Here is a 24,776-nt window from a genome sequence, read left to right as displayed (position 1 = left end):
AAGCTCGTTCGGATTTTTTATTGCGAATATTTAAGGACTGCTAAAAAAGAATGTGTTAAATATCTGTTCTCGCTATATACATATAGTAAAACTTAATTAAAATAATTTATTAAAAAAAATTAATATTATTCACTTTTTAAATATTTATGTTATACTATTCAATATAAAAAGTTAAATAGTATAACACATATGGAGAGGGGTATAGCCATGAAAGCACGTATTGCCATTAATGGTTTTGGGAGAATAGGAAGAATGGTGTTTCGCACAGCGATTATAGAGGAGAATTTAGATATTATTGCAATAAATGCATCTTATCCAGCCGAAACATTAGCACATTTAATCAAGTATGACTCTATACACGGACCATTTAATGGAGATGTTAAATGTGATGATGATGCGCTAATTGTTAACGGTAAAAGAATCCAGCTATTAAATTCACGTGATCCGCTGAATTTGCCTTGGAAAGAGCTTGGGATTGATCTAGTTGTTGAAGCAACGGGGAAATTTAATTCAAGAGAAAAAGCGCAGTTACATATTGAAGCAGGTGCGAAAAAAGTTGTCTTAACGGCACCGGGTAAACAAGAAGATATTACCATTGTGATGGGCGTAAACGAACGAGAGTTTGATGTGAATCAGCATAACATTATCTCTAATGCTTCTTGTACGACAAATTGTCTAGCTCCAGTTGTCAAGGTGTTAGACGAAGCGTTCACAATTGAAAACGGTTTAATGACGACCGTTCACGCATATACAAATGATCAAAAGAATATTGATAACCCGCATAAAGATTTGCGAAGAGCCCGTGCGTGTGCTCAATCAATTATTCCTACAACAACTGGAGCAGCCAAGGCGCTTTCATTAGTTCTTCCTCACTTAAAAGGAAAGCTTCATGGAATGGCGCTGCGCGTTCCTACGCCGAACGTATCGCTTGTCGATTTAGTTGTGGATGTAAGGAAACCTGTGACGATGGAAGATGTTAATTTAGCGTTTATTAAAGCTGCTGAAGGACCATTAAAGAATATTTTAAATTTAACAATGGAACCACTCGTATCAATTGACTTTAATACAAATCCTCATTCAGCTATTGTAGATGGACTATCCACGATCGTAATGGAGGATCATAAAATTAAAGTGTTAGCTTGGTACGATAACGAGTGGGGCTACTCTCAGCGCGTAGTCGATTTGGTAAGATATATTGCTGCAGAAATGCGTAATGGATCAAAAATAAGAGTAAGCTAAGAAAGCTATAGATTGCTTTTTAAAAAAACAGGGAGCTATCGCCCTGTTTTTTTTTGTTTTTATTCAAAAGAATAGGGAAAAGCAATAAGATAAGCATGCAAAGGGGTGTTTCTTTTTCTCAATTTTAATAAAAAATTAATAGTCGTTTAGCAGCTTTTACACACTGTCTCACGAGAATACAGGGGTAATTTGTATAGGTCTATCTGCAGGAACAATCTTTAATAAAATCAAAACACGTATTGCAAAATAAATGTAAACAAAGTATACTATGTTTCGTGAACTTCTTGTGTACCTTTCGGTGATGTGGCTACTTAAAGGGTTAGGACCTCTTTGGACTAACTTTCCCCCGTGGTAGTTAACATGCTATATGGCGAAAGAACTTCATGTTTAACGATTAAAAATTGTTAAAGGGGGAAATATCATTATGGAAACAATGGGTCGTCATGTCATCTCAGAATTATGGGGATGCGATTTCGATAAGTTAAATGATATTGATTATATTGAAAAAACGTTTGTTGATGCAGCTTTAAAATCTGGTGCGGAAGTTCGCGAAGTAGCGTTCCATAAATTTGCACCTCAAGGTGTAAGTGGCGTTGTTATTATTTCAGAATCACATTTAACGATTCACAGCTTCCCAGAGCATGGTTATGCAAGTATCGATGTTTATACTTGTGGTCATTTAGATCCTACAATCGCAGCAGATTATATTGCAGATGCTCTAAGTGCACAGACACGTGAAACAATTGAATTACCACGTGGAATGGGTCCTGTTCAGGTAAAACAAACTAAAGCGAATGCACTTTAATAGTGTCGATTGATTACGTAAGTTAAGAGGTGTATTACACACCTCTTTTTAGTATATAAATTTTTAATACGCAAAAACAAAGGGGATAACAACATGGGGGTAGTACAAGCAGTTAAATCTTTATTTTCTAATCATGTAGAAACAAGCGATCGCCATTCAGATCCGACTCTAAAAACGCACTATTACAAAACAACGGCTGGGAATGCATTTAAGCAAGTTCATGAAATGTTGAAGCACATGCAAGGGATAGAGATAATTGCTGCATATGAAGAGCGAGGAGAAATTAGCTTAAACGTTGTAAAAGGAAGAAAAGCTTTTGTTGTGATTACCATTATTAGCGTACGTCCTCTTGAAACCGCTATCGATTTTTCTGCTACAACAGAGTCAAAAGTGGTGCCAGTTGATTTTGGTTTTAGTAAAGAACTTGTACGTACGCTTTATAAGAGCTTTGATCAAAAACTTATTCCTCTTTCTTCGTAAGTTCCTTATTATTTTTGAATTTCAGGGAATAAAATGGGGAAATTCCTTTTCCTTTACTTGTATTCAAGCCTTGTTTTCTATAAGATGGAATAAAGCAAATCCTTTAATATAGCATCGTGTTTGATAAAGGAAATGATGATGACAATCATAATAAATGGCGAATAGCCGGCTAACATAGATGGAAATTAACTTATATGAGAGAAAATAAAAAGAAAAACAAGGTTTATTATTGGAGCTGAGAATATGAAGTGCCCATCCTGTCATTACAATGGAACGAGAGTGCTGGACTCGCGCCCTGTAGAAGAAGGCCGCTCTATTCGTAGAAGACGTGAATGCGAAGAGTGTCACTATCGTTTTACAACTTTTGAGAAAGTAGAAGAACTTCCGTTAATTGTTGTAAAAAAAGATGGAGCGAGAGAAGAGTTCAGCAAAGACAAAATCCTTCGAGGGTTAATTAAGGCGTGTGAAAAACGCCAAGTAAGCTTAAAGCAACTGGAAGATACCGTACACGATATTGAAACAGAGCTGCGCAGTCAGGGTACATCAGAGGTGCAGTCAGATGTGGTAGGAGAAATGGTGATGGAGCGATTAGCTGCTATCGATGAAGTCTCTTATGTTCGATTTGCTTCGGTATACCGACAATTTAAAGACATCAATGTATTTATTGATGAATTAAAAGATTTAATTAAGAAGGAACGACTGTAAAAGAGCTATTGAAGTATTCTTTAGGCTCTTTTTTTGTCATTTCTATTACTTTAAAAGTAGGTAGGGAACGACATGAAAGAACAACATTGGAAAGAAATGATACCGGTCGATCGTTATGTTGTTCGTTCGAGCGGCATACTGCAGGAATACGACCGAAAGATTTTAACAATGCTCTATCAGCCGTTGGTGGGTACGACGTGTTTTGGTTTGTATATGACGCTATGGAGCGAGCTGGAACAAGATCGTTTATGGGGAAAAGAGTCTACGCATCATCACCTAATGTCAATGATGCAAATTAATTTGAAAGCTATTTACCATGAACGGTTAAAATTAGAAGGCATCGGTTTGTTAAAAACATATATTAAGGAAGAAGATGATGTTCGTGTGTTCATTTATGAGCTCATTCCTCCTCTTACGCCCCATCAGTTCTTTAACGATGGCGTGTTAAATGTATATTTATATAACCGACTAGGAAAATCCATCTTTCAAAAAGTAAAAAATTATTTTTCGGATTCACTCGTGGATGATCAATCGTTCAAAGATGTGACGCATTCATTTAACGATGTATTTAAATCAGTTAAAGCAACGGAGCTGGCTCCAAGTTTTCAGTCTGAAAGCAAGGATGTATTTTCTCCTGATGCTCAAACGGACTTTATAGATTCTTCAAACCGTGCTTCTATTGAGATGAGCCCGGATTCCTTTGATTTTGATTTATTTTTAGCAGGCCTAACAGATTCAATGATTTCGAAAAGGTCCATTACATCTAAAGTAAAACAAGCGATTGAAAAGTTAGCTTTTTTATACGGCATCGATCCTCTTCAAATGAAAAATGTAGTGCTCGATTCGCTAAATGAGAATGATCAAGTTGATATTGAATTACTTAGAAAAGCAGCACAGTCCTTTTACCAATTTGAAAATGGAGAAGCACTTCCAAATCTAAGCGAACAAATTCAGCCTCCTATGCTTCGTACCATGCAGGAAAAGCAGCCTCAGACAAAAGAAGAGCAGCTCATTCAACAGCTTGAAGTCACCTCTCCTCGACAGCTATTGATCGAGTTTTCAGGGGGAGCAGAGCCATCAAAAGCAGATTTGCAAATGATTGAAGAAGTGATGTTTAATCAAAAGCTTTCACCAGGGGTAGTAAATGTTCTGATTTACTATGTTATGCTAAGATCCGATATGAAACTATCTAAGAGCTATGTAGAGAAAATCGCTGGACACTGGGCGCGGAAAAAGGTACAAACTGTTCAAGAAGCGATGAATTTAGCTAAAAATGAACAGAAAGAATATCAAAACTGGACGGAAGCCAAGCAAAATAAAAAAACGGCCGGACGAAAAATTGTGCGTGAAGAAATGGTGCCAAACTGGTTAAAAAATAAAGAGCAGGTAGAGAAAAAAGCAGAGCCAGCATATGATGCAGAGTTTGAAGAACGAAAACGTAAACTAGAAGAAAAGTTAAAAAAGCTTGACCCAAAGCATAAAGAATAAAAAATTGTTATGATAGAAGTGGGGTGAAATAATGAAACCTATTAACGACTCATTAAATCAGTTGATTAATAAAAAAGATTTTAAAGCGCGATTAGAAGCAATTAAAAAAGAATATTATGTCAAACCAAGATGTGAGAGCATTCATCCAAGAGCATCGCTATGAGTTAGATGAGCAAATGGTTGACCGGGGCTTGATGAAGATGCATGAATTTATCGACCAAAGCAAATGCTGCGATAAATGTCCTTCTCTGCAAAGCTGTGTCAATATGGTGAAGGGATATCACCCTCAGCTGGTTGTAAAAGGCCGTAATATTGATGTGCAGTATGAACGCTGCCCTAGAAAAGTCCAAGAAGATGAGCGAAAAGAACAAGAATCTCTTATTCAATGTATGTACATTCCCAAAGAAATTTTGCAAGCAACGATGTCTAAGATTACACTTGAACGTGAACGATTTGAAGCTGTTACTTTAGCAGAAGAGTTTGTTAGTGAATATGAGCCAGGCAAAAAGATGAAGGCACTATACTTGTACGGAGAGTTCGGGGTTGGTAAAACTTTTATCCTTGGAGCGATTGCTAATTCGTTAGCTGAAAAGAAAGTGAAGTCCACAATTTTATACGTCCCAGAGTTTTTGCGTGAGTTAAAAGGTTCATTTCAAGATCAAAGCTTTAATGAGAAAATAGAGTATGTTAAAAAAGTACCGGTTCTTATGCTTGATGATCTCGGAGCTGAATCCGTAACGAGCTGGATGCGAGACGATGTGCTCGGAACCATTTTACAATTCCGCATGCTTGAAAATTTGCCGACATTTTTCAGCTCGAATTTAAATTTTAAAGAGCTTGAACATCATTTGACATATACCCAAAGAGGCGAGAAGGAAGAACTCAAAGCCGCTCGTGTCATGGAGCGAATTAAGTCTCTAGCCACTCCTGTTGAAATAACTGGAGATAATAGAAGAGATAGATGAGCAGGTCGTTTTACATTTCTTGTAACGACTTGCTCATTTTTTTGCATGTTGCCCCATATACATTAATAAAGCGTGTCCAAAGGGGGGCTATGAGGAATGAAAATATTCTTTAAATATGTAGAAGACGCAGTCATTGTATATGAGTCTTTATGCGCGAAGCGAAGCGCTTTATCATATGGTTCACAGTGCTTGAAGCTGGTGAATAATCAGCTTTTAGTCATTGATGAGACATACAATAGAGAGGCCATTTTACAAGACATGGTGATACCGGTATTAACGCACGTAATTTTAAAAAAGAAAGAGAAAAAGATGATGGTAAACATATTAAAAGAACAATTTTTCTATTCAGAAGAGGAAGAGCAAGATTTGCTGCTTCAAATTATGGGGGGGATTATGGAAGGAGAGAGAGGCGAAATTCCGCAAAAAACATTTTCTCTTCCAAGAGAATTACTTATCCGCCAGGCTCTTCAAGACTTCTTCATTCATAATGTAACATTCACTTTTGAGTCTTTTCTCCAATTCCGTTTAAAAGAATATCAAGAGCGGCTGCGCTATTATGCTGAGCTGGCGATTGATGAATATAAGCTTGAACAAGACTATCAAATTCTTATTCATCAGCTGCGTCAAGCAGCTAATGAAAGACAGTCATCTACAGGCGATGTGTATGTAATGCACTTGAATAAAAACAAGTTTGTATTGTACGACCAAAGCAGTAGATATGTTCCGGAACGTGAATGTACAGCCCTAGCAGAGGCCTTTCTATCTGAACAAGAATCAGTATACATAGACTCAACTATTATCGCGCCTTTGCTGAGTTTATCTCCAGCTGCTATTCATCTGTATAGCGACCAGCATGATCATGATTTTGTTTATACCATTCAAAATATTTTTCAAGAAAAAGTTATGTTATACGATAAAAATGAATTTCCGTTTGATCAAAAGCAAAATATAACGTGAAAGGTTGATTTCTATTTTGAAAATGAATATAATAAATGCATATTGAAAAACAGCTATATGTCACAAGTTATGATGAGGACATGAGTGTATATTTACGGTTTATAGAGAGGGAGATCCAGGCTGAAAATCTCCTAACACGGAATATATTCTTACCACCTCTAAACTTCAGTAGTAAACGAGCAGCGTCTCTAGTAATTACTGACGGAATTTCCGTTATAAAACCTCGAGCCGCTTCGGGTTCTTTGGGTTATCCAAGATACGAAGAGGAAACAAGGGTGGTACCGCGTGTATACACAACTCGTCCCTTTTTATAAGGGACGAGTTTTTTGTTTTTACAAAAAGTTTATTAGTTATGTTAAAGGAGTGGAAAGTTGTGTCAGAAGTAATCAAAATGACATTTCCTGATGGAGCTGTTAAAGAGTATCCAAAAGGATCATCAACAGAAGATATTGCGGCTTCTATTAGCCCGGGATTAAAGAAAAAAGCGTTGGCAGGTAAAGTAAACGGCGAGCTGCTGGATTTGCGTACGCCAATCGAACAAGATGGCAGTCTTGAAATCATTACACAAGATGCTCCTGAAGCGCTTGAAATTATGCGTCATAGTACAGCGCATTTAATGGCTCAAGCAATCAAACGTTTATACAAAGATACAAAAGTACAGCTAGGTGTAGGACCGGTTATCGAAAATGGTTTTTACTATGACATCGATATGGAAGAATCAATTACTCCTGAAGATTTAGGTAAAATTGAAAAAGAAATGAAAAAAATCGTTAATGCAAATATTGAAATTGAACGAAAAGAAGTTTCTCGTGAAGAAGCCATTCAACTTTTTAAAGAAGTTGGCGATGAACTAAAACTTGAATTGATTGATGCGATTCCAGCAGGTGAAACGGTTACGATTTACCAACAAGGCGAATTCTTTGATCTTTGCCGAGGCGTGCACGTGCCGTCAACAGGCAAAATTAAAGAATTTAAACTATTAAGCGTAGCAGGTGCTTATTGGCGCGGAGACAGCGACAATCAAATGCTGCAGCGTATTTACGGTACAGCATTTTTTACAAAAGCAGATTTAGACGAGCATCTTCGTCTTCTTGAAGAAGCAAAAGAGCGTGACCACCGTAAACTTGGCAAAGAGTTAAACTTATTTACAAATTCTCAAAAAGTAGGACAAGGTCTGCCTTTATGGCTTCCAAAAGGTGCAACGATTCGCCGTATTATCGAGCGTTATATCGTAGATAAAGAAGTAAGCCTTGGTTATCAGCACGTTTACACGCCAGTGCTTGGAAGTGTAGAACTTTACAAAACGTCTGGTCACTGGGAGCACTACCAAGATGACATGTTCCCTGCAATGGAAATGGATAACGAAGACCTGGTTCTTCGTCCAATGAACTGTCCTCATCACATGATGGTTTACAAACAAGGTATTCACAGCTATCGTGAGCTTCCAATCCGTATTGCTGAACTTGGAACGATGCACCGCTACGAAATGTCAGGAGCATTATCAGGACTTCAGCGCGTTCGAGGCATGACGTTAAATGATGCACATATCTTTGTACGTCCGGATCAAATCAAAGAAGAATTTATTCGTGTGGTTCGCTTAGTTGAAGCGGTTTATAAAGATTTTGGATTTGAAAATTATTCATTCCGTCTCTCTTACCGTGACCCTGAAGATACAGAAAAATACTTCGATGATGATGCAATGTGGGAAAAAGCACAAAGCATGTTAAAAGACGCAATGGATGAACTTGACCTTGATTATTATGAAGCTGAAGGCGAAGCGGCATTCTACGGTCCAAAGCTAGATGTTCAAGTTAAAACAGCTCTTGGCAAAGAAGAGACGCTATCTACGGTTCAATTGGATTTCTTACTTCCTGAACGCTTTGACTTAACGTATGTAGGGGAAGACGGAAAACAACATCGACCTGTTGTTATTCACCGCGGCGTGGTGTCAACAATGGAACGTTTTGTAGCTTTCTTAATCGAAGAATACAAAGGAGCTTTCCCAACGTGGTTAGCACCTGTACAAGTTCAAGTGATTCCGGTATCACCTACGGTTCACCTTGAGTATGCAAAAGAAGTGCAAGAACAGCTTCAACTTGCGGGTATTCGCGTGGAACTTGATTCTCGCGATGAGAAAATTGGCTATAAAATCCGTGAGGCTCAAATGCAAAAAATTCCTTACATGCTTGTTGTAGGGGATAAAGAAGTAGAGGATAAAGCAGTAAACGTACGTAAATATGGTGAGCAGAATTCAGAAACGGTGGATTTCCAAGCCTTTTTACAAAATGTAAAAGCAGAAGCATCTCGTTAATAGAAAAAGCAGAGAATTGAAATTCTCTGCTTTTTTATACAACATTTATAAAAAACTGTTGCATAAATGTTTTTCCTTTGATACAATAACTTTTGTTGTTAAAAAAGAACGAAATCATTGACTTTTGTCTTTGTTGATACTATAATAGCTTAAGTAATTGAATACTTGTTTATACAGAAGAAGAAGCACCCGCTTCTCACCTGAGTGACGCATAGAGCAGTTAGCAGGTACATCGTATCTTAATTAAAACGATAGAAGTGTGGGTGCAGTATGTACTCACACTTTTTTGTGTGAGTTAATAATCGGTCTAAGCAAGCGTATTCGCTCATTAAACCTTGGAGGTGGCTACTTATTAGCAAGGACATGATGGTAAACGAGGGCATTCGAGCTCGCGAAGTTCGTCTAATTGATCAAAATGGTGAACAATTAGGAATTAAATCAAAAAATGAAGCATTAGAAATTGCTTCACGAGTAAATCTTGACTTAGTAATGGTTGCTGCAAATGCGAAACCGCCGGTATGTCGTATTATGGACTACGGTAAATTCCGCTATGAGCAACAACGTAAAGAAAGAGAAGCTCGTAAAAACCAAAAAGTTGTAAACTTAAAAGAAGTTCGTTTAAGTCCAACAATTGATGAACATGATTTTAACACTAAACTTCGTAACGCACGCAAGTTCCTTGAAAAAGGTGACAAAGTGAAAGCGTCTATTCGCTTTAAAGGTCGTGCCATTACTCATAAAGGGATTGGCCAAAAAGTACTTGAACGTTTTTCACAAGCTTGCGAAGATGTAAGTTCAGTTGAATCGGCTCCTAAAATGGAAGGCCGCAGCATGTTCTTAGTCTTGGCACCTAAAAACGAAAAGTAATAGAACGAGGAGGAACACCCCATGCCAAAAATGAAAACACATCGTGGCGCTGCAAAGCGTTTCAAAAAGACTGGAAGCGGTAAATTAAAACGTGCTCGTGCTTACACAAGCCATTTATTCGCTAACAAATCTACAAAACAAAAGCGTAAATTACGTAAAGGTTCTTTAGTAAGCAAAGGTGACTTCAAACGTATCCGTCACTTATTAGATAACATTAAGTAATTTGGGTTGAGATAGAAACAATACAGGAGGTAAACAATTATGCCACGCGTAAAAGGCGGTACAGTAACACGCAAACGTCGTAAAAAAGTTTTAAAATTAGCTAAAGGTTTCTTCGGTTCGAAGCATAGATTATATAAAGTTGCTAATCAGCAAGTTATGAAATCTCACATGTATGCTTATCGTGACCGTCGTCAGAAAAAACGTGACTTCCGTAAATTATGGATCACACGTATTAATGCAGCTGCTCGTATGAACGGTCTTTCTTACAGCCGTTTAATGCACGGTTTAAAATTAGCAGGTATTGAAGTTAACCGCAAAATGCTTGCTGACTTAGCTGTAGCTGATGAAAAAGCATTTGCTGAATTAGCAACTGCTGCTAAAAAAGGCTTAGATAAGTAATGAATATAAAGTCTCGTCATCTTTAGATGATGAGGCTTTTTTGCTATCGGAGGAGATATCATGAATGAACTGCTGCTTACCTATTTTATTGTTATTAATATAGTAGGGATAGGAATGATGTATAGAGATAAACAAAAAGCAAAAAGACATGAGTGGAGAATTGCCGAAAGTACGCTGTGGACGGTAGCTGCTGTCGGAGGAGCCATTGGAGGACTGATTGGTATGTATTGCTATCGTCATAAAACGAAGCACACATCGTTTACAGTAGGCTTTCCTATTCTTGCCGCTCTTGATTTACTTTTCTTTTTTGTTATCAGCTGAGCACAAATGATTTTGTGCTCAGTGTAAAAATTCTCGAACGGGGCTTTTCCAGCGAATAGGAGCATTTGGGTACATGTCGTGTACGTGATTTTCCAGCAGCTTGAAATCTTGTTTTTGCAGTTCATGTAATCGAGATGGATCGGTTAACACCATTGTAATTGATAAAGATTCTGGTTCATTGGGATTGCTGTATTTTTCTCCTTCAAATAAAATACCTTTATACGTTAATAGAAAATTTTTGCGGATATTCGTTTTTTCGTCGACGACAAAAAATTGCTGATGTTCCTGAGCTGCTACAAGCTTCCGCTTTGGACTGCGAAAATGCTGAACCAGCTTTAATAGTGTGTAAGCAACAAGCGCGAAAATGAACACGCGAACGATAACAATAACAAACATAACGCTCCCTCCTTTACAAGGCACAGTTTTCTTACTTTACGTTTCAGTCTCTAAAAAGTTTCATGATTTTTGATATAATTTCTTTATTGGTTTACAAAGAAGAAGATATACATAATTACAGGAGTGATTACATTGAATTTACAACAGCTATTTACCATGCAGCGTCAGCTGGATCAGCATATAGAAGATAAGCATCAGCTTCATAAGGAAGACTTGGTTCCGAGAAAACTTTTAGCTCTGCTTGTTGAAATGGGAGAGCTGGCAAACGAAACGCGCTGCTTCAAATTTTGGAGCGTCAAACCTCCGGCTGAAGATGCTGTTATTTTAGAAGAATTTGTGGACGGCGTACATTTTATTCTGTCTTTAGGGATTGAAAAAGGATACGATGATTTAACTGAGTTACCAAATGCAAAAGCAGGTGATTCAAAAACAGCACAATTTTTACAGTTGTTTGCACAAGTTGCTGCTTTCGAGCAGGATCTGTCGAAAGAAAACTATGTGAACATGTTTGTATCTTACATGACGCTTGGCGATATGTTTGGTTTTTCCGCTGAACATATTGAAGAGGCGTACATCTCAAAAAATGAAGTGAATTTTAAACGCCAAGAACAAGGATACTAGAAATAAAGGGATGGGAAATTTTACTTCAACCTCTTTTTAGCTATAATAGAGGTATACATATGAAAGGGGTAATCCATATGACAAAGTTAGATGAAACATTAATGATGCTTAAAGCACTAACAGATGCAAAAGGAATTCCTGGAAATGAACGTGAACCGCGTGAGGTTATGAAGAAATATATTGCACCTTATGCAGATGAAGTAACGACGGATGGGCTAGGCAGTTTGATTGCGAAAAAGGTGGGCAACGAACAAGGGCCTAAAATTATGGTAGCCGGCCACTTAGATGAAGTAGGTTTTATGGTGACTCAAATTGATGAACGCGGCTTTATTCGTTTTCAAACGGTAGGCGGATGGTGGTCTCAAGTCATGCTTGCTCAACGAGTAACCATCGTTACATCTAAAGGAGAGGTAACGGGGATTATTGGCTCAAAGCCTCCTCATATCCTGCCTCCAGAAGTTCGCAAAAAGCCAGTTGACATTAAAGATATGTTCATCGATATCGGCGCTTCTAGCAGAGAAGAAGTAGCGGAGTGGGGAGTGAAACCTGGTGATCAGGTTGTACCTTATTTCGAATTTACGGTTATGAACAACGAAAAGATGCTGCTAGCGAAAGCCTGGGATAACCGTATAGGCTGTGCAATCGCTATCGATGTATTAAAAGCTTTAAAAAATGAAGCGCATGAAAATGTTGTGTATGGTGTGGGAACAGTGCAAGAAGAAGTTGGACTTCGAGGTGCAAAAACATCCGCTAACTTTATTGAACCGGATATTGCATTTGCTGTTGATGTGGGCATCGCGGGAGATACACCTGGCGTTTCTGATAAAGAAGCTTCTTCTAAAATGGGAGATGGTCCGCAAATCATTTTATATGATGCTTCCATGGTCTCTCATAAAGGACTTCGAGATACAGTGGTAGATGTGGCAGATGAATTAAATATTCCGTATCAATTTGATGCAATCGCTGGAGGCGGTACGGACTCAGGTTCTATTCATATTTCAGCTAACGGGGTGCCAGCACTTTCGATTACAATTGCAACTCGTTATATCCATTCTCATGCAGCGATGCTTCATCGTGATGATTATGAAAATGCAGTTAAATTAATTGCGGAAGTGATTAAACGCTTAGACCGAGAAACGGTTAACGCAATTACGTACAATTAAAAAAAGCTCATTCTCCTAGGAGAATGAGCTTTTTGTTGTACATAGGAAAAGGTTATTTATTTTAAACCGTTTTCAAGCGTTGTCAGAATTTCTTCTTTTTCTGATTCCGGAGACTTTTCCCAAAGCACCTCAAATAAAACACCAAGTCCAGGGAGCATTTTTTCTTCACCGCTTTGAATAGCGTCAGAAATTGTAGCCTCAAGCTCTTCTTTTGAGTTTCCTGAAACGTTTGCAATAACAGCATTTCGTAAATTAAGATCCATCATTTTCACCTCAGCTATCGTAAAGTTACCAATAGTTTTTGTTTTCTTTGCGATTTCTATGTACAATAAAGTGAAACTTATCTAATGATTATTGAACAAAATGTAATCGAACTATTTATTTTTGTATAGATAAAGGAGTTATGTTTGTGAAACAAATTGATTCAGTTAAAAATCCGCAGGTAAAAGCGTGGAAAAAGCTGCATAATAAAAAAGACCGTGATAAGCAGGGCCTTTTTATGGTAGAAGGCTTTCATTTAGTAGAAGAGGCTATCAAAAATAACGATTGCGTAAAGGAACTAATTATACGCGAATCGACCGAAGTGCCCGCACAGTGGAATATAGACGGTATCGAAATAACCGTTGTAAACGAAGCAATTATTAAATTATTATCTGACACAGAAACACCTCAAGGAATTATTGCCGTGTGTGTTCAAACAAAGCATGCAGAAATCATTCATACAGCACAGAAAGTATTGCTTTTAGATGCAGTGCAAGATCCAGGTAACCTAGGTACGATTATTCGAACCGCTGATGCTGCCGGAGTGGACGCTATTATCGTTGGAGAGGGCAGCGTGGATGTGTACAACCCAAAAGTCGTTCGTTCAACGCAAGGAGCTATTTTTCACCTTCCAATTGTAAAAGGTGATTTACTCGAAATGATTTCACTGTTAAAAGAAAGAGGCATCGCAGTTTACGGCACGTCGTTACAAAATGGAAAGGTCTACACACACGTAAAACCTTCAAACGAATTTGCGCTGATTGTGGGAAATGAAGGAAAAGGCGTAAGCGAGAAAGTGTTGGAACAAACGGATCAGAATCTGTACATTCCCATCTATGGAAAGAGCGAGTCGCTAAATGTTGCCATCGCTTCTGGAATCTTACTTTATTATTTACGCGGAATGTAGTTGCATCGAGAACGTGTTTTCACTATAATAATACAATAGTTACATATGTAAAAAACGATGAAAGAGAGCAGTAGCTTATGTCCGTTTATGCAGGGAGAAAATGCCGTGACTGAAAGCATTTTTATAAGTGTAATAAGTGAATTCACCTCTTGAGTTGACACTTAGACCATCTTACATAGATGTAAAGGTGTTCCGGAGATTCCGTTAACTTGAATGAAGTGAACTGTATACGTCTGTGTATATAGTTAACAAGGGTGGTAACGCGACTAATCCTCGTCCCTTTTTTGGGAGGAGGTTTTTTTATTTGTCATTTTTTACGTTAAAAGGAGGAATAAGTGATGAAAGAACGTTTACAAGAACTTCAACAAGAAGCAATTGCAAAAGTCGAAGCGGCAAGTGCTTTAAAAGAATTAAACGACGTACGCGTAGCTTATTTAGGAAAGAAAGGCCCTATCACAGAAGTACTTCGCGGTATGGGAAAACTTTCAGCTGAAGAGCGTCCTGTAATGGGAGCACTTGCAAATGAAGTACGTGAAGCGATTGCATCTAAAATTGAAGAAAAACAAACGGCGTTAGAAGCAGCCGAGGTAGAGCGTAAACTTGCTTCAGAAACAATCGACGTAACGCTGCCGGGACGACCTGTTAAAGCAGGTACGCATCACCCGCTAACAAGCGTGGTTGAAGAAGTAGAAGATTTATTCTTAGGAATGGGCTATGAAGTAGCAGAAGGACCGGAAGTAGAGCAGGACTACTATAATTTCGAAGCGCTGAACTTGCCAAAAGGTCACCCAGCACGTGATATGCAAGATACGTTCTATATTACGGAAGAAACGCTTCTTCGTACGCATACATCAACTGTTCAAGCTCGTGTTATGAACAAGAATGAAGGCAAAGGACCTGTTAAAATTATTTGCCCGGGTAAAGTGTACCGCCGCGATGACGATGACGCTACGCATTCTCATCAATTCATGCAAATTGAAGGTCTTGTAGTAGACGAAAACATTCGTATGAGCGATTTAAAAGGCACGCTTGAAGTATTTGTGAAAAAGATGTTCGGTGCAGACCGTGAAATTCGTCTTCGTCCAAGTTTCTTCCCATTCACTGAGCCGTCTGTAGAAGTAGACGTATCGTGTGCAAAATGTGGAGGTAAAGGCTGTAATGTATGTAAACAAACAGGCTGGATTGAAATTTTAGGAGCAGGCATGGTTCATCCAAATGTCCTTGAAATGGCTGGATACGATTCAACTAAATATCGTGGATTTGCTTTTGGAATCGGTGTAGAGCGTATTGCTATGTTAAAACACGGCGTGGATGATATTCGTCATTTCTATACAAATGATGTTCGTTTCTTAGATCAATTTAAACAAGTATAAAGGAGGGACTACGATGTTTGTATCTTATCGTTGGTTACAAGAGTATGTTGACTTATCAGGCATAACGGCAGAAGAGTTAGCTGATAAAATCACAAAAAGTGGAATTGAAGTTGAAGGTGTAGAAAACTTAAATAAAGGCATCAGCGGAGTAGTAATTGGTCACGTTGTCGAACGTGAACAGCATCCAAATGCGGATAAATTAAGCCGCTGTCAAGTAGATCTTGGCGGAGGAGAGATCGTTCAAATCGTGTGCGGAGCACCGAACGTGGCACAAGGTCAAAAAGTAGCGGTTGCAAAAGTGGGAGCTGTACTTCCAGGTAACTTTAAAATCAAGCGTGCTAAGCTTCGCGGTGAAGAATCGAACGGTATGATTTGTTCTCTTCAAGAGCTTGGCATTGAAAGCAAGCTTGTAGCAAAAGATTACCAAGAAGGAATCTTCGTCTTCCCAAGCGATGCTGAAGTAGGAGCGGATGCACTAGATGCACTAAACTTAAACGATGAAGTATTAGAACTAGGGCTAACACCAAATCGTTCAGACTGCTTAAGTATGTTAGGCGTAGCGCATGAAGTAGCGGCTATTTTACGTCGCGAAGTGAAGTATCCGTCAGTAAACGTGCAAACGTCTGATGAGCAAGCGTCTGATTATATTTCCGTTGAAGTAAAGGCAAAAGAAGACAATCCGCTTTACGTAGCGCGCGTTGTGAAAAACGTAAAAATTGCTCCGTCACCACTATGGATGCAAACGCGTTTAATGGCAGCTGGCATTCGACCTCATAACAACGTAGTTGATATTACTAACTATATTTTGCTTGAATACGGTCAGCCGCTGCATGCTTTTGACTACGATCGTCTTGGTTCAAAGGAAATTGTTGTGCGTCACGCGTCAGAAGGCGAGAAGTTTGTAACGCTTGATGACCAAGAGCGCGTATTAAAAGGCAATCAGCTTGTCATTACAAACGGAAGTGAGCCGGTAGCACTTGCAGGTGTAATGGGCGGAGCAAACTCTGAAGTAAAAGACGATACGGTAAATGTTCTCATTGAATCAGCTTACTTCAAAGGCTTAACGGTTCGCCAAGCTTCAAAAGACCACGGTCTTCGCAGTGAGGCAAGCGCTCGTTTTGAAAAAGGAATTGATCCTAACCGTACGCGTGTAGCCGCTGACCGCGCAGCAGAATTAATGGCTGAATACGCTTCAGGTGAAGTGGTAAGCGGTACTGTGGAAGTAGATACACTAACTGTGGAACCTGCTGTTGTAGCTGTGTCACTTGGACGTATTAACGATGTGCTTGGTACAGAGCTATCAATGGAAGAAGTACAAGACATTATGAACCGTCTTCAATTTAAAAACAAAGTGGAAGACGAAACCATTGTTGTAACAGTGCCAACCCGTCGAGGCGATATTACAATTGAAGAAGATATCGTCGAGGAAGTAGCGCGCATGTATGGTTATGACAACCTTCCTACAACGCTTCCTGTAACAGTGGCAACTCCAGGGAAATTAACGGAGTATCAGCTTGGACGCCGCAAAGTTCGCCGTTTCTTAGAAGGAGCGGGACTAGCACAAACAACAACATATTCGTTAACGAGCACTGAAAAAGCTACTCAGTTCGCACTAAATGCAACAAGTACGATTGGTTTAGCAATGCCGATGAGTGAAGATCGCAGCATCCTTCGTCAAAGCTTAGTGCCTCATTTGCTTGAAGCAGTGAAGCATAACAACGCTCGTCAGTCGGATTCTATTGCGCTATACGAAACAGGCTCAGTGTTCTTATCTAAAGGTGAAGGAGAATTACCGGATGAGCAGGAGCGCGTAGCTGGTGCAATCACGGGTCTATGGCATGCTCACGGCTGGCAAGGTGAAAAGAAAGCCGTTGATTTCTATGTGATTAAAGGTGTACTAGAAGGGTTATTTGCACAGCTTGGTTTGGAGAAACGAATCTCATATGCTCCCGTTAAAAAAGACGGTATGCACCCTGGACGTACAGCGGCTGTATGGTTAGATGAAAAAGAAATTGGATACGTAGGTCAAGTTCATCCTGTTGCTCAGAAACAGTATGGTCTTCGTGAAACATACGTATTTGAATTACACCTTCAAGAGCTATTAGCTGCAGATGTCGAAGAAGTTCGTTATGCAGCTATTCCACGATTCCCATCTATTACGCGTGATATTGCACTTGTTGTAGATAAAAACGTTCTTGCAGGAGAAGTTCAGCGCGTCATCTATGCAGCGGGCGGAGAACTTTTAAAAGATGTAACGGTGTTTGACCTATATGAAGGAGAGCGTATGGAAGAAGGCAAGAAATCTGTAGCTTTCTCTTTACGTTACTTAGATCCTGAACGTACGTTAACGGATGAAGAAGTAGCAAAAGCACATGGTGCAGTGTTAGAAGCTGTTGAAAAAGAATTTGGTGCAACGCTTCGTTCATAAGAATAAAAAAAGAGATGTGGATTTCCACATCTCTTATTTTTTAGCTAATTTTAAAGCTTTTTCTGTATTAGCAAAATGAATTTTAGCTAAAGAGTTCAGCGCACTGACGCCATGTTTTTTAATGATTTTAGCAGCGGCGATATCAACTTGTGCCCCAGCTCCGCGAGGAATGACCATCCCGGTCTTTTCCGTCAGTAAATCCATTTGTTTTAAAAATGCGTATCTGGCAATAATGGAAGCAGCAGCTACAGACAAATGAACGCTTTCTCCTTTTGTACTGAAAAAGACGTTTTCTTTGATAATCTCTTTTTCCTTTACGACGTGTTTATAATAGGTGTTTTTTTCAACAAACTGGTCAATTAAAATGGCATCGGGTTTTTCAGGGTCCAATTTTTTTAACACGTTGGATAAAGCTTTGTTGTGCAACAGAGCTTTCATTTTACCTTGTGACATGCCTTTTTCTTGAAATGCATTATACTTTTCGTTATGTAAAACAAGCAAACTATAGGGAATAAACGAAACAAGCTGCTTGGCAATTTCAATGATCTTAGCATCCGTTAACTCTTTTGAATCTCGTACTCCTAATTCTTTTAAAAAAGGAAGCTGCTCTTTTTGAACATAGGCAGCAACTACGGTCATAGGGCCAAAATAATCTCCCGTCCCTACCTCGTCAGAACCGATGACCGATAGTGAGCTGAAGTTTGATGGGAGATGTGAGACAGGAGCCTTTTTCGCAGCATCTAAAGGGCCCCCCCACTTAGCCGCTTCTGTTTCAGCTTCTTTTCCTTGAAAAAGTACTTTTCCAGAGCGGTACGCAGTGATAGAACAGCCGGGGGTTTTAGCTGCAAAAATACTTCCCTGCGGAAGTTTGGGCTGTAAATAGGATGTGTAATGAAGCTTCATTTTAGCTATTTGATCAGCTGATACCTTAATAACAGCATGTGACATAATGCTTCACTCCTTTCGGGGTATTTTAGTTTACTTTATAAGCACTATCCCTTATGATAGCTTAAATATAGATATGTTTCCATTGAAGTCTTCTTCGTGGTATGATAGGGATTAGGATTTTTCGTGGAACGGAGGATTTTCTCGTGTCAAGACAAGATAAAACACGTGCGACAGTTGACATCTTTGGTCAGCAGTACAGCATCGTCGGTAGCGAAAGTACAAGCCATATTCGACTTGTCGCCTCTATAGTGGATGAAAAAATGCGTGAAATCAGTACTAAAAACCCTTCTTTAGATATCAATAAATTAGCAGTATTAACAGCTGTGAATGCTGTACACGAATATATAAAACTGAAAGAAGATTATGAGAGACTTGAACAAAAACTTTATGGAAAAGAGGAATGACTGAGTCAATGCTTAATATCATTTTAATTATATTGCTTCTTTTAGGCTTTGTAACAGGTCTTAAAAGAGGGTTTATTTTGCAGCTCATTCATATTGTCAGTTTTGCGGTTTCGTTTATCGTCGCTTATATGTTTAGTGGAGATTTGGCAAGCCGACTTCGCTTGCTGATTCCGTTTCCGGACAATATTCAGCAGCAAAGTGTCGCATCGTTTGTATTTGATTCTGGAACGATAGAAGACGCTTTTTATCGAATGATTGCATTTGCGATTTTATTTTTTGCTACTCACATTGTACTTCGCCTTGCAGGCTCTGTTTTAACGGCTTTAACCGAACTGCCAATTCTGCGCCAGTTAAATAAATGGGGCGGAGGTGCACTTGGATTCGTTGAAGTGTATATCATCGTTTTTATTTTGTTATACATTGGAGCCGTGATTCCGGTAAGTGAAATTCAAACGCCAATTCAACAGTCTTCAATTGCAATCAATATCGTACAAAATACTCCATATTTATCGTCTGCGATTCAAGATTTGTGGACACAGTATGGTGTAATGTAATGAAATTACAATAGCTTGTTGAGAGGGTGTGTCGAAAGTGTCATAATACTTTTGAGATACCCTCTTTTTTTATCGCAGTCTGTTCTGCGGTTTTCACGGAGATAAAAGTATGTCTAGATAAACATTTGAGAGAGTAGATATGTCACTCATCATGTTTTTGAAAGGTTCGTTATTATGATAATAGGCTGGTGAAAAGAGATGAATAAAAAGGATATTATTAAATTGTTAGAAACAATTGCTACATATATGGAATTAAAGGGAGATAACCCTTTTAAAATTTCTGCTTTTCGAAAAGCAGCTGCAGCGCTAGAAACAGACGAGAGAACGCTGACAGAGATTGAGGATTTTACAAAGCTCCAAGGAATTGGAAAAGGAACGGCTGCAGTCATTACAGAGTATATGGAAACAAATGAATCAAGCGTACTAGAAGAACTAAAGCAAGAAGTTCCTGAAGGACTTATTCCTCTGCTTAAGCTGCCGGGGCTTGGAGGTAAAAAAATTGCTAAATTATATAAAGAGCTAGATATTCGAGATATGGAATCACTGCATCAGGCGTGTATGGAAAATCGAGTGCAGGGACTAAGCGGTTTTGGTAAAAAGACGGAAGAGAAAATTATCGCTGCTATTGAAGAGTTTGGGAAGCGTCCTGATCGTTTGCCTCTTGCTTTTATGCTTCCAATAGCGGAAGAAATTTTAGAAGCCCTTAAACAGATGCATAGCATTGAGCGTTTTTCTCAAGCAGGGAGCATCCGCCGCATGAGAGAAACCGTAAAAGATCTTGATTTTATTATTTCAACAGCTGAGCCTCATGCTGTCCGTGAACAGCTAGTATCGCTGCCAAATGTGAAGGATGTCATTGCAAATGGAGATACAAAAGTATCGGTAACGTTAGCTTATGAGTACGATGTATCTGTGGATTTTCGTCTTGTAGAAGATAAAGCGTTTGCCACGACGCTTCATCATTTTACAGGATCAAAAGATCATAACGTGCGCATGCGTCAATTAGCAAAAGAACGCGGTGAAAAAATTAGCGAGTATGGCGTTGAAAATGCGGAGACAGGCGAAGTCATGACATTTGAGTCTGAACAAGCATTCTATGAACATTTTGGGCTGTCTTTTATTCCGCCGGAACTTCGTGAAGATGGAACGGAAGTAGACGCATTTATAAAGCCACAAACGCTCGTGACCTACGGTGCCGTAAAAGGTGATTTGCATATGCACTCTACGTGGAGCGACGGGGCGTATTCAATTGAAGAAATGGCGGAAGCATGTCGCGCGCGAGGCTATGAATACATGGCGATTACAGACCATTCTCAGTATTTAAAAGTAGCTAACGGTCTAACGCCTGAACGCATTCGCAAACAGCGTGAAGAAATTAATCGTTTAAACGCACAGTTCGATGATTTTACAATACTAGCAGGAATTGAAATGGATATTTTGCCCGATGCAACACTTGATTATGATGATGAAATGCTAGCTGAGCTAGATTTTGTTATTGCGTCCATTCACTCTAGTTTTTCACAATCACGCGAAGAAATTATGAATCGCTTAAAGCGAGCGTTAAATAATGTTCATGTAGATTTAATCGCTCATCCGACCGGTCGTTTGATTGGTCGCCGCAACGGATATGATGTAGATATTGATATGCTAATTGAATTAGCTAAAGAAACAAAAACGGCTCTTGAGCTAAATGCGAATCCAAACCGTTTAGATTTAGCCGCTGAGCACATAAAAAAAGCACAAGAGGCAGGAGTTAAAATTGCGATTAATACAGATGCTCACAATCTAGACATGTTAGAGCATATGGAAATTGGAATATCTACGGGAATTAAAGGCTGGCTTAAACCAGAAACGGTATTAAATACGTATAGCCTCAAAGAATTAACCGCCTTTTTAAATCGACATAAATAAGCAACAGGAGGAATCAGTTTTGCAATCACGTATTTTCCATGTACTAGAGTTTAATAAAGTTAAGGAACAGCTTCAGAAAAAAGTAGCTTCTTCTTTAGGCCGAGAAAAAGTAGCGAATTTGATTCCCTCGACTCAGTATGAAGAAGTAGTCAAATGGCAGGAAGCAACAGATGAAGCTACAACCGTGCTGCGATTGCGTGGCAACGTACCGCTAGGAGGCATCTTTGACGTTCGACCTAGCGTAAAGCGCGCTGAAATTGGAGGAACGCTAAGCTCTAATGAACTTCTTGATGTAGCAAGCACTATTTATGCTGCAAGACAAGTTAAGCAATTTATCGAGCAAGTAGTAGAAGACGAAGATTTACAGCTTCCTATTATAACTGAACATATCGAAAAACTAATGCCTCTTCCTGAGGTAGAACAAACAATTAAAATGAGCATTGACGAGAATGGTACAGTGCTAGACGGTGCAAGCGACCAGCTAAGAGGCATTCGTCAAAAACTTCGTTCAACGGAGTCTCGTATTCGCGAAAAGCTAGAAAGTCTTATTCGCTCCTCGTCTGCTCAAAAAATGTTGTCAGATGCGATTGTTACCATTCGAAACGAACGTTTTGTTATTCCTGTTAAGCAAGAGTATCGCAGTGCGTATGGAGGCATTGTGCACGATCAGTCTTCATCTGGAGCAACGTTATTTATTGAGCCACAGGCGATTGTGACGTTAAACAATGAGCTTCAAGAAGCAAAAGTAAAAGAAAAACAAGAAATTGAGCGTATTCTCATTGCTCTAACCGTTCAGGTAGCGGAAGTGGCAAATGAACTCCGTCAAAACGTTTATCTGTTAGGTGAGCTGGACTTCATGTTTGCTAAAGGGCGCTATAGCCATGAGCTAAAAGCTTCAAAACCTAAAATGAACGACCGAGGCTATATTAAGTTAGTGAAGGCAAAACATCCTCTTATTGCACAGGAAGATGTCGTTGCGAATGATATTGAGCTAGGTGATCAATATACGTCTATCGTTATTACAGGACCAAATACCGGCGGTAAAACCGTCACGTTAAAAACACTTGGATTATTTACGTTAATGGCTCAAGCAGGTTTGCAGATTCCTGCGCTGGATGGATCGGAAATGGCTGTGTTTAAACACGTATTTGCTGATATTGGAGATGAGCAGTCCATTGAACAAAGTCTGAGTACCTTTTCATCTCATATGGTCAACATTGTAGATATTTTACAAAAAGTAGATCATGAAAGTCTGGTCTTGTTCGATGAATTGGGAGCAGGAACAGATCCTCAAGAGGGTGCAGCGCTTGCGATTTCGATTTTAGATCAAGTATATGAAAGAGGCGCTCGCGTAGTTGCGACTACTCACTACCCTGAATTAAAAGCGTACGGCTATAACCGTGAAGGAGTGGTCAATGCTAGCGTAGAGTTCGATATTGAAACATTGAGTCCTACTTACAAGCTGCTGATTGGTGTACCGGGCCGAAGCAATGCTTTTGAAATTTCAAAGCGTTTAGGTTTAAGTGCAGAAGTAATTGAACGTGCCAAAGGCTATATTGGCTCAGAAACAAATAAAGTAGAAAATATGATCGCTTCTCTTGAAGATAGCCGCCGTCAATCTGAACACGAGCTAGAAGAAGCTGAAGAGCTAAGAAAAGAGGCTCAGAAGCTTCATAAAGAACTACAGAGTCAGATTATTGAGTTTAATGAAAAACGAGACAAGCTGTACGAAAAAGCTGAAGAAAAAGCTCAAGCCACAGTTCAAGCAGCATCTGAAGAAGCGGAGAAAATCATTAGCGATTTGCGTAAAATGAGTCAAAAAAATCATGCGCTTGTAAAAGAGCATGAATTGATTGAAGCGCGTAAGCGTCTAGAAGATGCGGTTCCAACTCTTGAAAAAAGTAAAAAGAAACCGGCTGTGCCGAAAAAACAAGAGCGCACTCTTCAAGCTGGAGATGAAGTGAAAGTCTTAAGCTGGGGACAAAAAGGAACGCTTGTGGAACAAGTAAGCAATAATGAATGGCAAGTACAAATGGGAATCATGAAAATGAAGGTGAAAGAAAAAGACCTCCAATATATCAGTTCCCCAAAACCAGTAGAAACAAAGCCGCTTGCTATGGTAAAAGGAAAAGATTATCATGTAAATCTAGAACTGGATTTAAGAGGAGAGCGCTATGAAAATGCGCTGATTCGAGTTGAAAAATATATTGATGATGCTTTGTTAGCCAACTATCCGCGCGTTTCGATTATCCACGGTAAAGGAACTGGAGCTCTTCGTAAAGGTGTACAGGAATATTTGAAAAATCATCGTTCTGTTAAAAATATTCGTTTTGGAGAAGCTTCTGAAGGAGGTTCTGGCGTTACGGTTGTGGAATTTAAATAAAAGAATGTTGAAATAAAGGTGTCAGTTGATGCGCTGAACAAGCATATATGAAGATAGAAAATCCGACATGGCTTATGGACTATGCTGGATTTTCTATCTCTTTTAAGAACGATACAAGTATAGGAAAGAGACCTGTCAGTTCATTGCGTGGAGTGTAATATAAATTAGGAGTGATGCAAAAATGAGGGATTTTTGGAAAGACCCGTATATTGAATCCGCCGCTTATTACAGCGTGGTTGTCTTGAGCATTGTCGTCTTTCTTGTTGTGTTTGAGCTCGTTACCAAGTATAAGAACTGGGAAGAGATTCAAAAAGGAAATATGGCTGTTGCGATGGCAACAGGTGGGAAAATATTTGGATTAGCTAATATTTTTCGCTATTCGATTGAGCATAACGACAATTTGTTACGAATGCTCGGATGGGGAATATATGGGTTCGTTCTTTTACTAGTCAGCTATTTTATTTTCGAATTTTTGACGCCGAAATTTCGAATCGATGATGAAATTGAACAAGATAACAGAGCCGTTGGGTTTATTTCACTTGTTATTTCAATCGGTATGTCCTATGTAATAGGAGCAGGGATAGGATAGGAGAGAGTCATGGAGAAGTTAGCGAAAATTTTACTCGTTTTATGCGGAGTGTTTATGCTTATTGGTCTTATCTATTTAT

24 protein-coding genes, 1 pseudogene and 3 other annotated features are annotated in these 24,776 nt (G+C 39.1%); of the genes and pseudogenes, 22 read left to right on the top strand and 3 right to left on the bottom strand.

The window, feature by feature from the left end; genetic code table 11:
• Positions 1 to 207 precede the first annotated feature (207 nt).
• The 12 genes and pseudogenes from N178_RS05725 to N178_RS05670 all read left to right on the top strand — a co-directional run bounded on the left by N178_RS05725 (position 208) and on the right by N178_RS05670 (position 10,759).
• Entirely contained in the window at positions 208 to 1,239 is a 1,032-nt protein-coding gene (locus tag N178_RS05725; RefSeq protein WP_013059435.1) for a glyceraldehyde-3-phosphate dehydrogenase, read from the top strand.
• Positions 1,240 to 1,663: 424 nt separating this feature from the next.
• Positions 1,664 to 2,044, top strand: coding sequence for an adenosylmethionine decarboxylase (gene speD / locus N178_RS05720; RefSeq protein ID WP_013059434.1), 381 nt, complete (start codon positions 1,664 to 1,666; stop codon positions 2,042 to 2,044).
• Between the two features lie 93 nt (positions 2,045 to 2,137).
• Complete coding sequence (locus N178_RS05715) at positions 2,138 to 2,524, top strand: hypothetical protein (RefSeq protein WP_045291167.1); 387 nt, start codon at positions 2,138 to 2,140, stop codon at positions 2,522 to 2,524.
• A gap of 243 nt (positions 2,525 to 2,767) precedes the next feature.
• Entirely contained in the window at positions 2,768 to 3,229 is a 462-nt protein-coding gene (gene nrdR, locus N178_RS05710) for a transcriptional regulator NrdR (protein ID WP_013059432.1), read from the top strand.
• A gap of 72 nt (positions 3,230 to 3,301) precedes the next feature.
• The gene (locus N178_RS05705; protein WP_045291165.1) at positions 3,302 to 4,717 is read left to right on the top strand and encodes a replication initiation and membrane attachment family protein; all 1,416 of its coding nucleotides are present in this window, start codon (positions 3,302 to 3,304) and stop codon (positions 4,715 to 4,717) included.
• A 31-nt stretch (positions 4,718 to 4,748) separates the two neighbouring features.
• Positions 4,749 to 5,682 (top strand): annotated as a pseudogene (gene dnaI, locus N178_RS05700) (primosomal protein DnaI).
• 96 nt (positions 5,683 to 5,778) lie between these two features.
• On the top strand, positions 5,779 to 6,639 hold the full coding sequence (gene ytxC / locus N178_RS05695) for a sporulation protein YtxC (RefSeq protein WP_045291163.1): 861 nt from the start codon (positions 5,779 to 5,781) through the stop codon (positions 6,637 to 6,639).
• Between the two features lie 60 nt (positions 6,640 to 6,699).
• Positions 6,700 to 6,948: a binding site (T-box leader), on the top strand.
• A 43-nt stretch (positions 6,949 to 6,991) separates the two neighbouring features.
• Entirely contained in the window at positions 6,992 to 8,950 is a 1,959-nt protein-coding gene (gene thrS, locus N178_RS05690) for a threonine--tRNA ligase (protein ID WP_253202932.1), read from the top strand.
• 171 nt (positions 8,951 to 9,121) lie between these two features.
• Positions 9,122 to 9,244: a sequence feature (ribosomal protein L20 leader region), on the top strand.
• Between the two features lie 69 nt (positions 9,245 to 9,313).
• A complete protein-coding gene (infC, locus tag N178_RS05685; protein ID WP_013059427.1) occupies positions 9,314 to 9,817 on the top strand; it encodes a translation initiation factor IF-3 in 504 nt (167 codons plus the stop codon).
• A 21-nt stretch (positions 9,818 to 9,838) separates the two neighbouring features.
• Positions 9,839 to 10,039: a 50S ribosomal protein L35 gene (gene rpmI / locus N178_RS05680; RefSeq protein WP_013059426.1), complete on the top strand. Its 201-nt coding sequence runs from the start codon at positions 9,839 to 9,841 to the stop codon at positions 10,037 to 10,039.
• Between the two features lie 39 nt (positions 10,040 to 10,078).
• Positions 10,079 to 10,438: a 50S ribosomal protein L20 gene (rplT, locus tag N178_RS05675; RefSeq protein WP_013059425.1), complete on the top strand. Its 360-nt coding sequence runs from the start codon at positions 10,079 to 10,081 to the stop codon at positions 10,436 to 10,438.
• A 60-nt stretch (positions 10,439 to 10,498) separates the two neighbouring features.
• On the top strand, positions 10,499 to 10,759 hold the full coding sequence (locus N178_RS05670; RefSeq protein ID WP_045291160.1) for a DUF1294 domain-containing protein: 261 nt from the start codon (positions 10,499 to 10,501) through the stop codon (positions 10,757 to 10,759).
• A gap of 18 nt (positions 10,760 to 10,777) precedes the next feature.
• On the opposite strand, the gene N178_RS05665 is transcribed toward N178_RS05670, so the two are convergent.
• Positions 10,778 to 11,155 (bottom strand): hypothetical protein, encoded by a 378-nt coding sequence (locus N178_RS05665; RefSeq protein WP_045291158.1) that lies wholly within the window; start codon positions 11,153 to 11,155, stop codon positions 10,778 to 10,780.
• 132 nt (positions 11,156 to 11,287) lie between these two features.
• On the opposite strand from N178_RS05665, the gene N178_RS05660 reads away from it, so the two are divergent.
• Both N178_RS05660 and N178_RS05655 read left to right on the top strand, forming a co-directional pair.
• The gene (locus tag N178_RS05660) at positions 11,288 to 11,776 is read left to right on the top strand and encodes a dUTP diphosphatase (protein WP_045291156.1); all 489 of its coding nucleotides are present in this window, start codon (positions 11,288 to 11,290) and stop codon (positions 11,774 to 11,776) included.
• Between the two features lie 77 nt (positions 11,777 to 11,853).
• Entirely contained in the window at positions 11,854 to 12,939 is a 1,086-nt protein-coding gene (locus N178_RS05655; RefSeq protein ID WP_045291154.1) for a M42 family metallopeptidase, read from the top strand.
• Between the two features lie 56 nt (positions 12,940 to 12,995).
• Here the strand turns inward: N178_RS05655 and sspI are convergent, their stop codons facing one another.
• Positions 12,996 to 13,202 carry a small acid-soluble spore protein SspI gene (gene sspI, locus N178_RS05650; RefSeq protein WP_013059420.1) on the bottom strand — a complete coding sequence of 69 codons (207 nt, stop codon included), beginning with the start codon at positions 13,200 to 13,202 and terminating at the stop codon, positions 12,996 to 12,998.
• 140 nt (positions 13,203 to 13,342) lie between these two features.
• On the opposite strand from sspI, the gene N178_RS05645 reads away from it, so the two are divergent.
• The 3 genes from N178_RS05645 (at position 13,343) to pheT (ending at position 17,908) form a co-directional block, all read left to right on the top strand.
• Positions 13,343 to 14,107: a TrmH family RNA methyltransferase gene (locus N178_RS05645; protein ID WP_193377145.1), complete on the top strand. Its 765-nt coding sequence runs from the start codon at positions 13,343 to 13,345 to the stop codon at positions 14,105 to 14,107.
• 48 nt (positions 14,108 to 14,155) lie between these two features.
• Positions 14,156 to 14,391, top strand: a binding site (T-box leader).
• A gap of 54 nt (positions 14,392 to 14,445) precedes the next feature.
• Entirely contained in the window at positions 14,446 to 15,480 is a 1,035-nt protein-coding gene (pheS, locus tag N178_RS05640) for a phenylalanine--tRNA ligase subunit alpha (protein ID WP_014458064.1), read from the top strand.
• A 13-nt stretch (positions 15,481 to 15,493) separates the two neighbouring features.
• Complete coding sequence (pheT, locus tag N178_RS05635; protein WP_045291149.1) at positions 15,494 to 17,908, top strand: phenylalanine--tRNA ligase subunit beta; 2,415 nt, start codon at positions 15,494 to 15,496, stop codon at positions 17,906 to 17,908.
• Between the two features lie 33 nt (positions 17,909 to 17,941).
• Here the strand turns inward: pheT and rnhC are convergent, their stop codons facing one another.
• Positions 17,942 to 18,856, bottom strand: coding sequence for a ribonuclease HIII (rnhC, locus tag N178_RS05630; protein WP_045291147.1), 915 nt, complete (start codon positions 18,854 to 18,856; stop codon positions 17,942 to 17,944).
• 143 nt (positions 18,857 to 18,999) lie between these two features.
• On the opposite strand from rnhC, the gene zapA reads away from it, so the two are divergent.
• The 5 genes from zapA to N178_RS05605 all read left to right on the top strand — a co-directional run bounded on the left by zapA (position 19,000) and on the right by N178_RS05605 (position 24,697).
• Complete coding sequence (zapA, locus tag N178_RS05625) at positions 19,000 to 19,260, top strand: cell division protein ZapA (protein ID WP_013059415.1); 261 nt, start codon at positions 19,000 to 19,002, stop codon at positions 19,258 to 19,260.
• On the top strand, positions 19,257 to 19,814 hold the full coding sequence (locus tag N178_RS05620; protein ID WP_014458067.1) for a CvpA family protein: 558 nt from the start codon (positions 19,257 to 19,259) through the stop codon (positions 19,812 to 19,814). The genes zapA and N178_RS05620 overlap by 4 nt, the downstream gene beginning before the upstream one ends.
• Before the next feature lie 198 nt (positions 19,815 to 20,012).
• Positions 20,013 to 21,725, top strand: coding sequence for a DNA polymerase/3'-5' exonuclease PolX (polX, locus tag N178_RS05615; protein ID WP_045291145.1), 1,713 nt, complete (start codon positions 20,013 to 20,015; stop codon positions 21,723 to 21,725).
• A 19-nt stretch (positions 21,726 to 21,744) separates the two neighbouring features.
• Positions 21,745 to 24,108: an endonuclease MutS2 gene (locus tag N178_RS05610; RefSeq protein ID WP_045291142.1), complete on the top strand. Its 2,364-nt coding sequence runs from the start codon at positions 21,745 to 21,747 to the stop codon at positions 24,106 to 24,108.
• Between the two features lie 181 nt (positions 24,109 to 24,289).
• Positions 24,290 to 24,697: a DUF350 domain-containing protein gene (locus tag N178_RS05605; RefSeq protein ID WP_013059411.1), complete on the top strand. Its 408-nt coding sequence runs from the start codon at positions 24,290 to 24,292 to the stop codon at positions 24,695 to 24,697.
• Positions 24,698 to 24,776: the final 79 nt, after the last annotated feature.

Origin of the sequence: Priestia aryabhattai B8W22, from assembly GCF_000956595.1 — a bacterium.
In the GTDB taxonomy this organism is placed as follows: Bacteria; Bacillota; Bacilli; order Bacillales; family Bacillaceae_H; genus Priestia; species Priestia aryabhattai.
This window is presented reverse-complemented; position numbering and strand designations above follow the sequence as displayed.

Excerpts from the sequence above, each read along its gene's own strand:
- thrS (WP_253202932.1), top strand. The coding sequence starts at position 6,992 with ATGTTAAAGGAGTGGAAAGTTGTGTCAGAAGTAATCAAAATGACATTT.
- N178_RS05620 (WP_014458067.1), top strand. The coding sequence starts at position 19,257 with ATGACTGAGTCAATGCTTAATATCATTTTAATTATATTGCTTCTTTTA.
- rplT (WP_013059425.1), top strand. The coding sequence starts at position 10,079 with ATGCCACGCGTAAAAGGCGGTACAGTAACACGCAAACGTCGTAAAAAA.
- pheT (WP_045291149.1), top strand. The coding sequence starts at position 15,494 with ATGTTTGTATCTTATCGTTGGTTACAAGAGTATGTTGACTTATCAGGC.
- speD (WP_013059434.1), top strand. The coding sequence starts at position 1,664 with ATGGAAACAATGGGTCGTCATGTCATCTCAGAATTATGGGGATGCGAT.
- N178_RS05655 (WP_045291154.1), top strand. The coding sequence starts at position 11,854 with ATGACAAAGTTAGATGAAACATTAATGATGCTTAAAGCACTAACAGAT.
- rnhC (WP_045291147.1), bottom strand. The coding sequence starts at position 18,856 with ATGTCACATGCTGTTATTAAGGTATCAGCTGATCAAATAGCTAAAATG.
- N178_RS05605 (WP_013059411.1), top strand. The coding sequence starts at position 24,290 with ATGAGGGATTTTTGGAAAGACCCGTATATTGAATCCGCCGCTTATTAC.
- N178_RS05645 (WP_193377145.1), top strand. The coding sequence starts at position 13,343 with ATGTTTGTGAAACAAATTGATTCAGTTAAAAATCCGCAGGTAAAAGCG.
- N178_RS05670 (WP_045291160.1), top strand. The coding sequence starts at position 10,499 with ATGAATGAACTGCTGCTTACCTATTTTATTGTTATTAATATAGTAGGG.
- pheS (WP_014458064.1), top strand. The coding sequence starts at position 14,446 with ATGAAAGAACGTTTACAAGAACTTCAACAAGAAGCAATTGCAAAAGTC.
- N178_RS05665 (WP_045291158.1), bottom strand. The coding sequence starts at position 11,155 with ATGTTTGTTATTGTTATCGTTCGCGTGTTCATTTTCGCGCTTGTTGCT.
- sspI (WP_013059420.1), bottom strand. The coding sequence starts at position 13,202 with ATGGATCTTAATTTACGAAATGCTGTTATTGCAAACGTTTCAGGAAAC.
- infC (WP_013059427.1), top strand. The coding sequence starts at position 9,314 with ATGATGGTAAACGAGGGCATTCGAGCTCGCGAAGTTCGTCTAATTGAT.
- polX (WP_045291145.1), top strand. The coding sequence starts at position 20,013 with ATGAATAAAAAGGATATTATTAAATTGTTAGAAACAATTGCTACATAT.
- N178_RS05705 (WP_045291165.1), top strand. The coding sequence starts at position 3,302 with ATGAAAGAACAACATTGGAAAGAAATGATACCGGTCGATCGTTATGTT.
- N178_RS05715 (WP_045291167.1), top strand. The coding sequence starts at position 2,138 with ATGGGGGTAGTACAAGCAGTTAAATCTTTATTTTCTAATCATGTAGAA.
- rpmI (WP_013059426.1), top strand. The coding sequence starts at position 9,839 with ATGCCAAAAATGAAAACACATCGTGGCGCTGCAAAGCGTTTCAAAAAG.
- nrdR (WP_013059432.1), top strand. The coding sequence starts at position 2,768 with ATGAAGTGCCCATCCTGTCATTACAATGGAACGAGAGTGCTGGACTCG.
- ytxC (WP_045291163.1), top strand. The coding sequence starts at position 5,779 with ATGAAAATATTCTTTAAATATGTAGAAGACGCAGTCATTGTATATGAG.
- N178_RS05725 (WP_013059435.1), top strand. The coding sequence starts at position 208 with ATGAAAGCACGTATTGCCATTAATGGTTTTGGGAGAATAGGAAGAATG.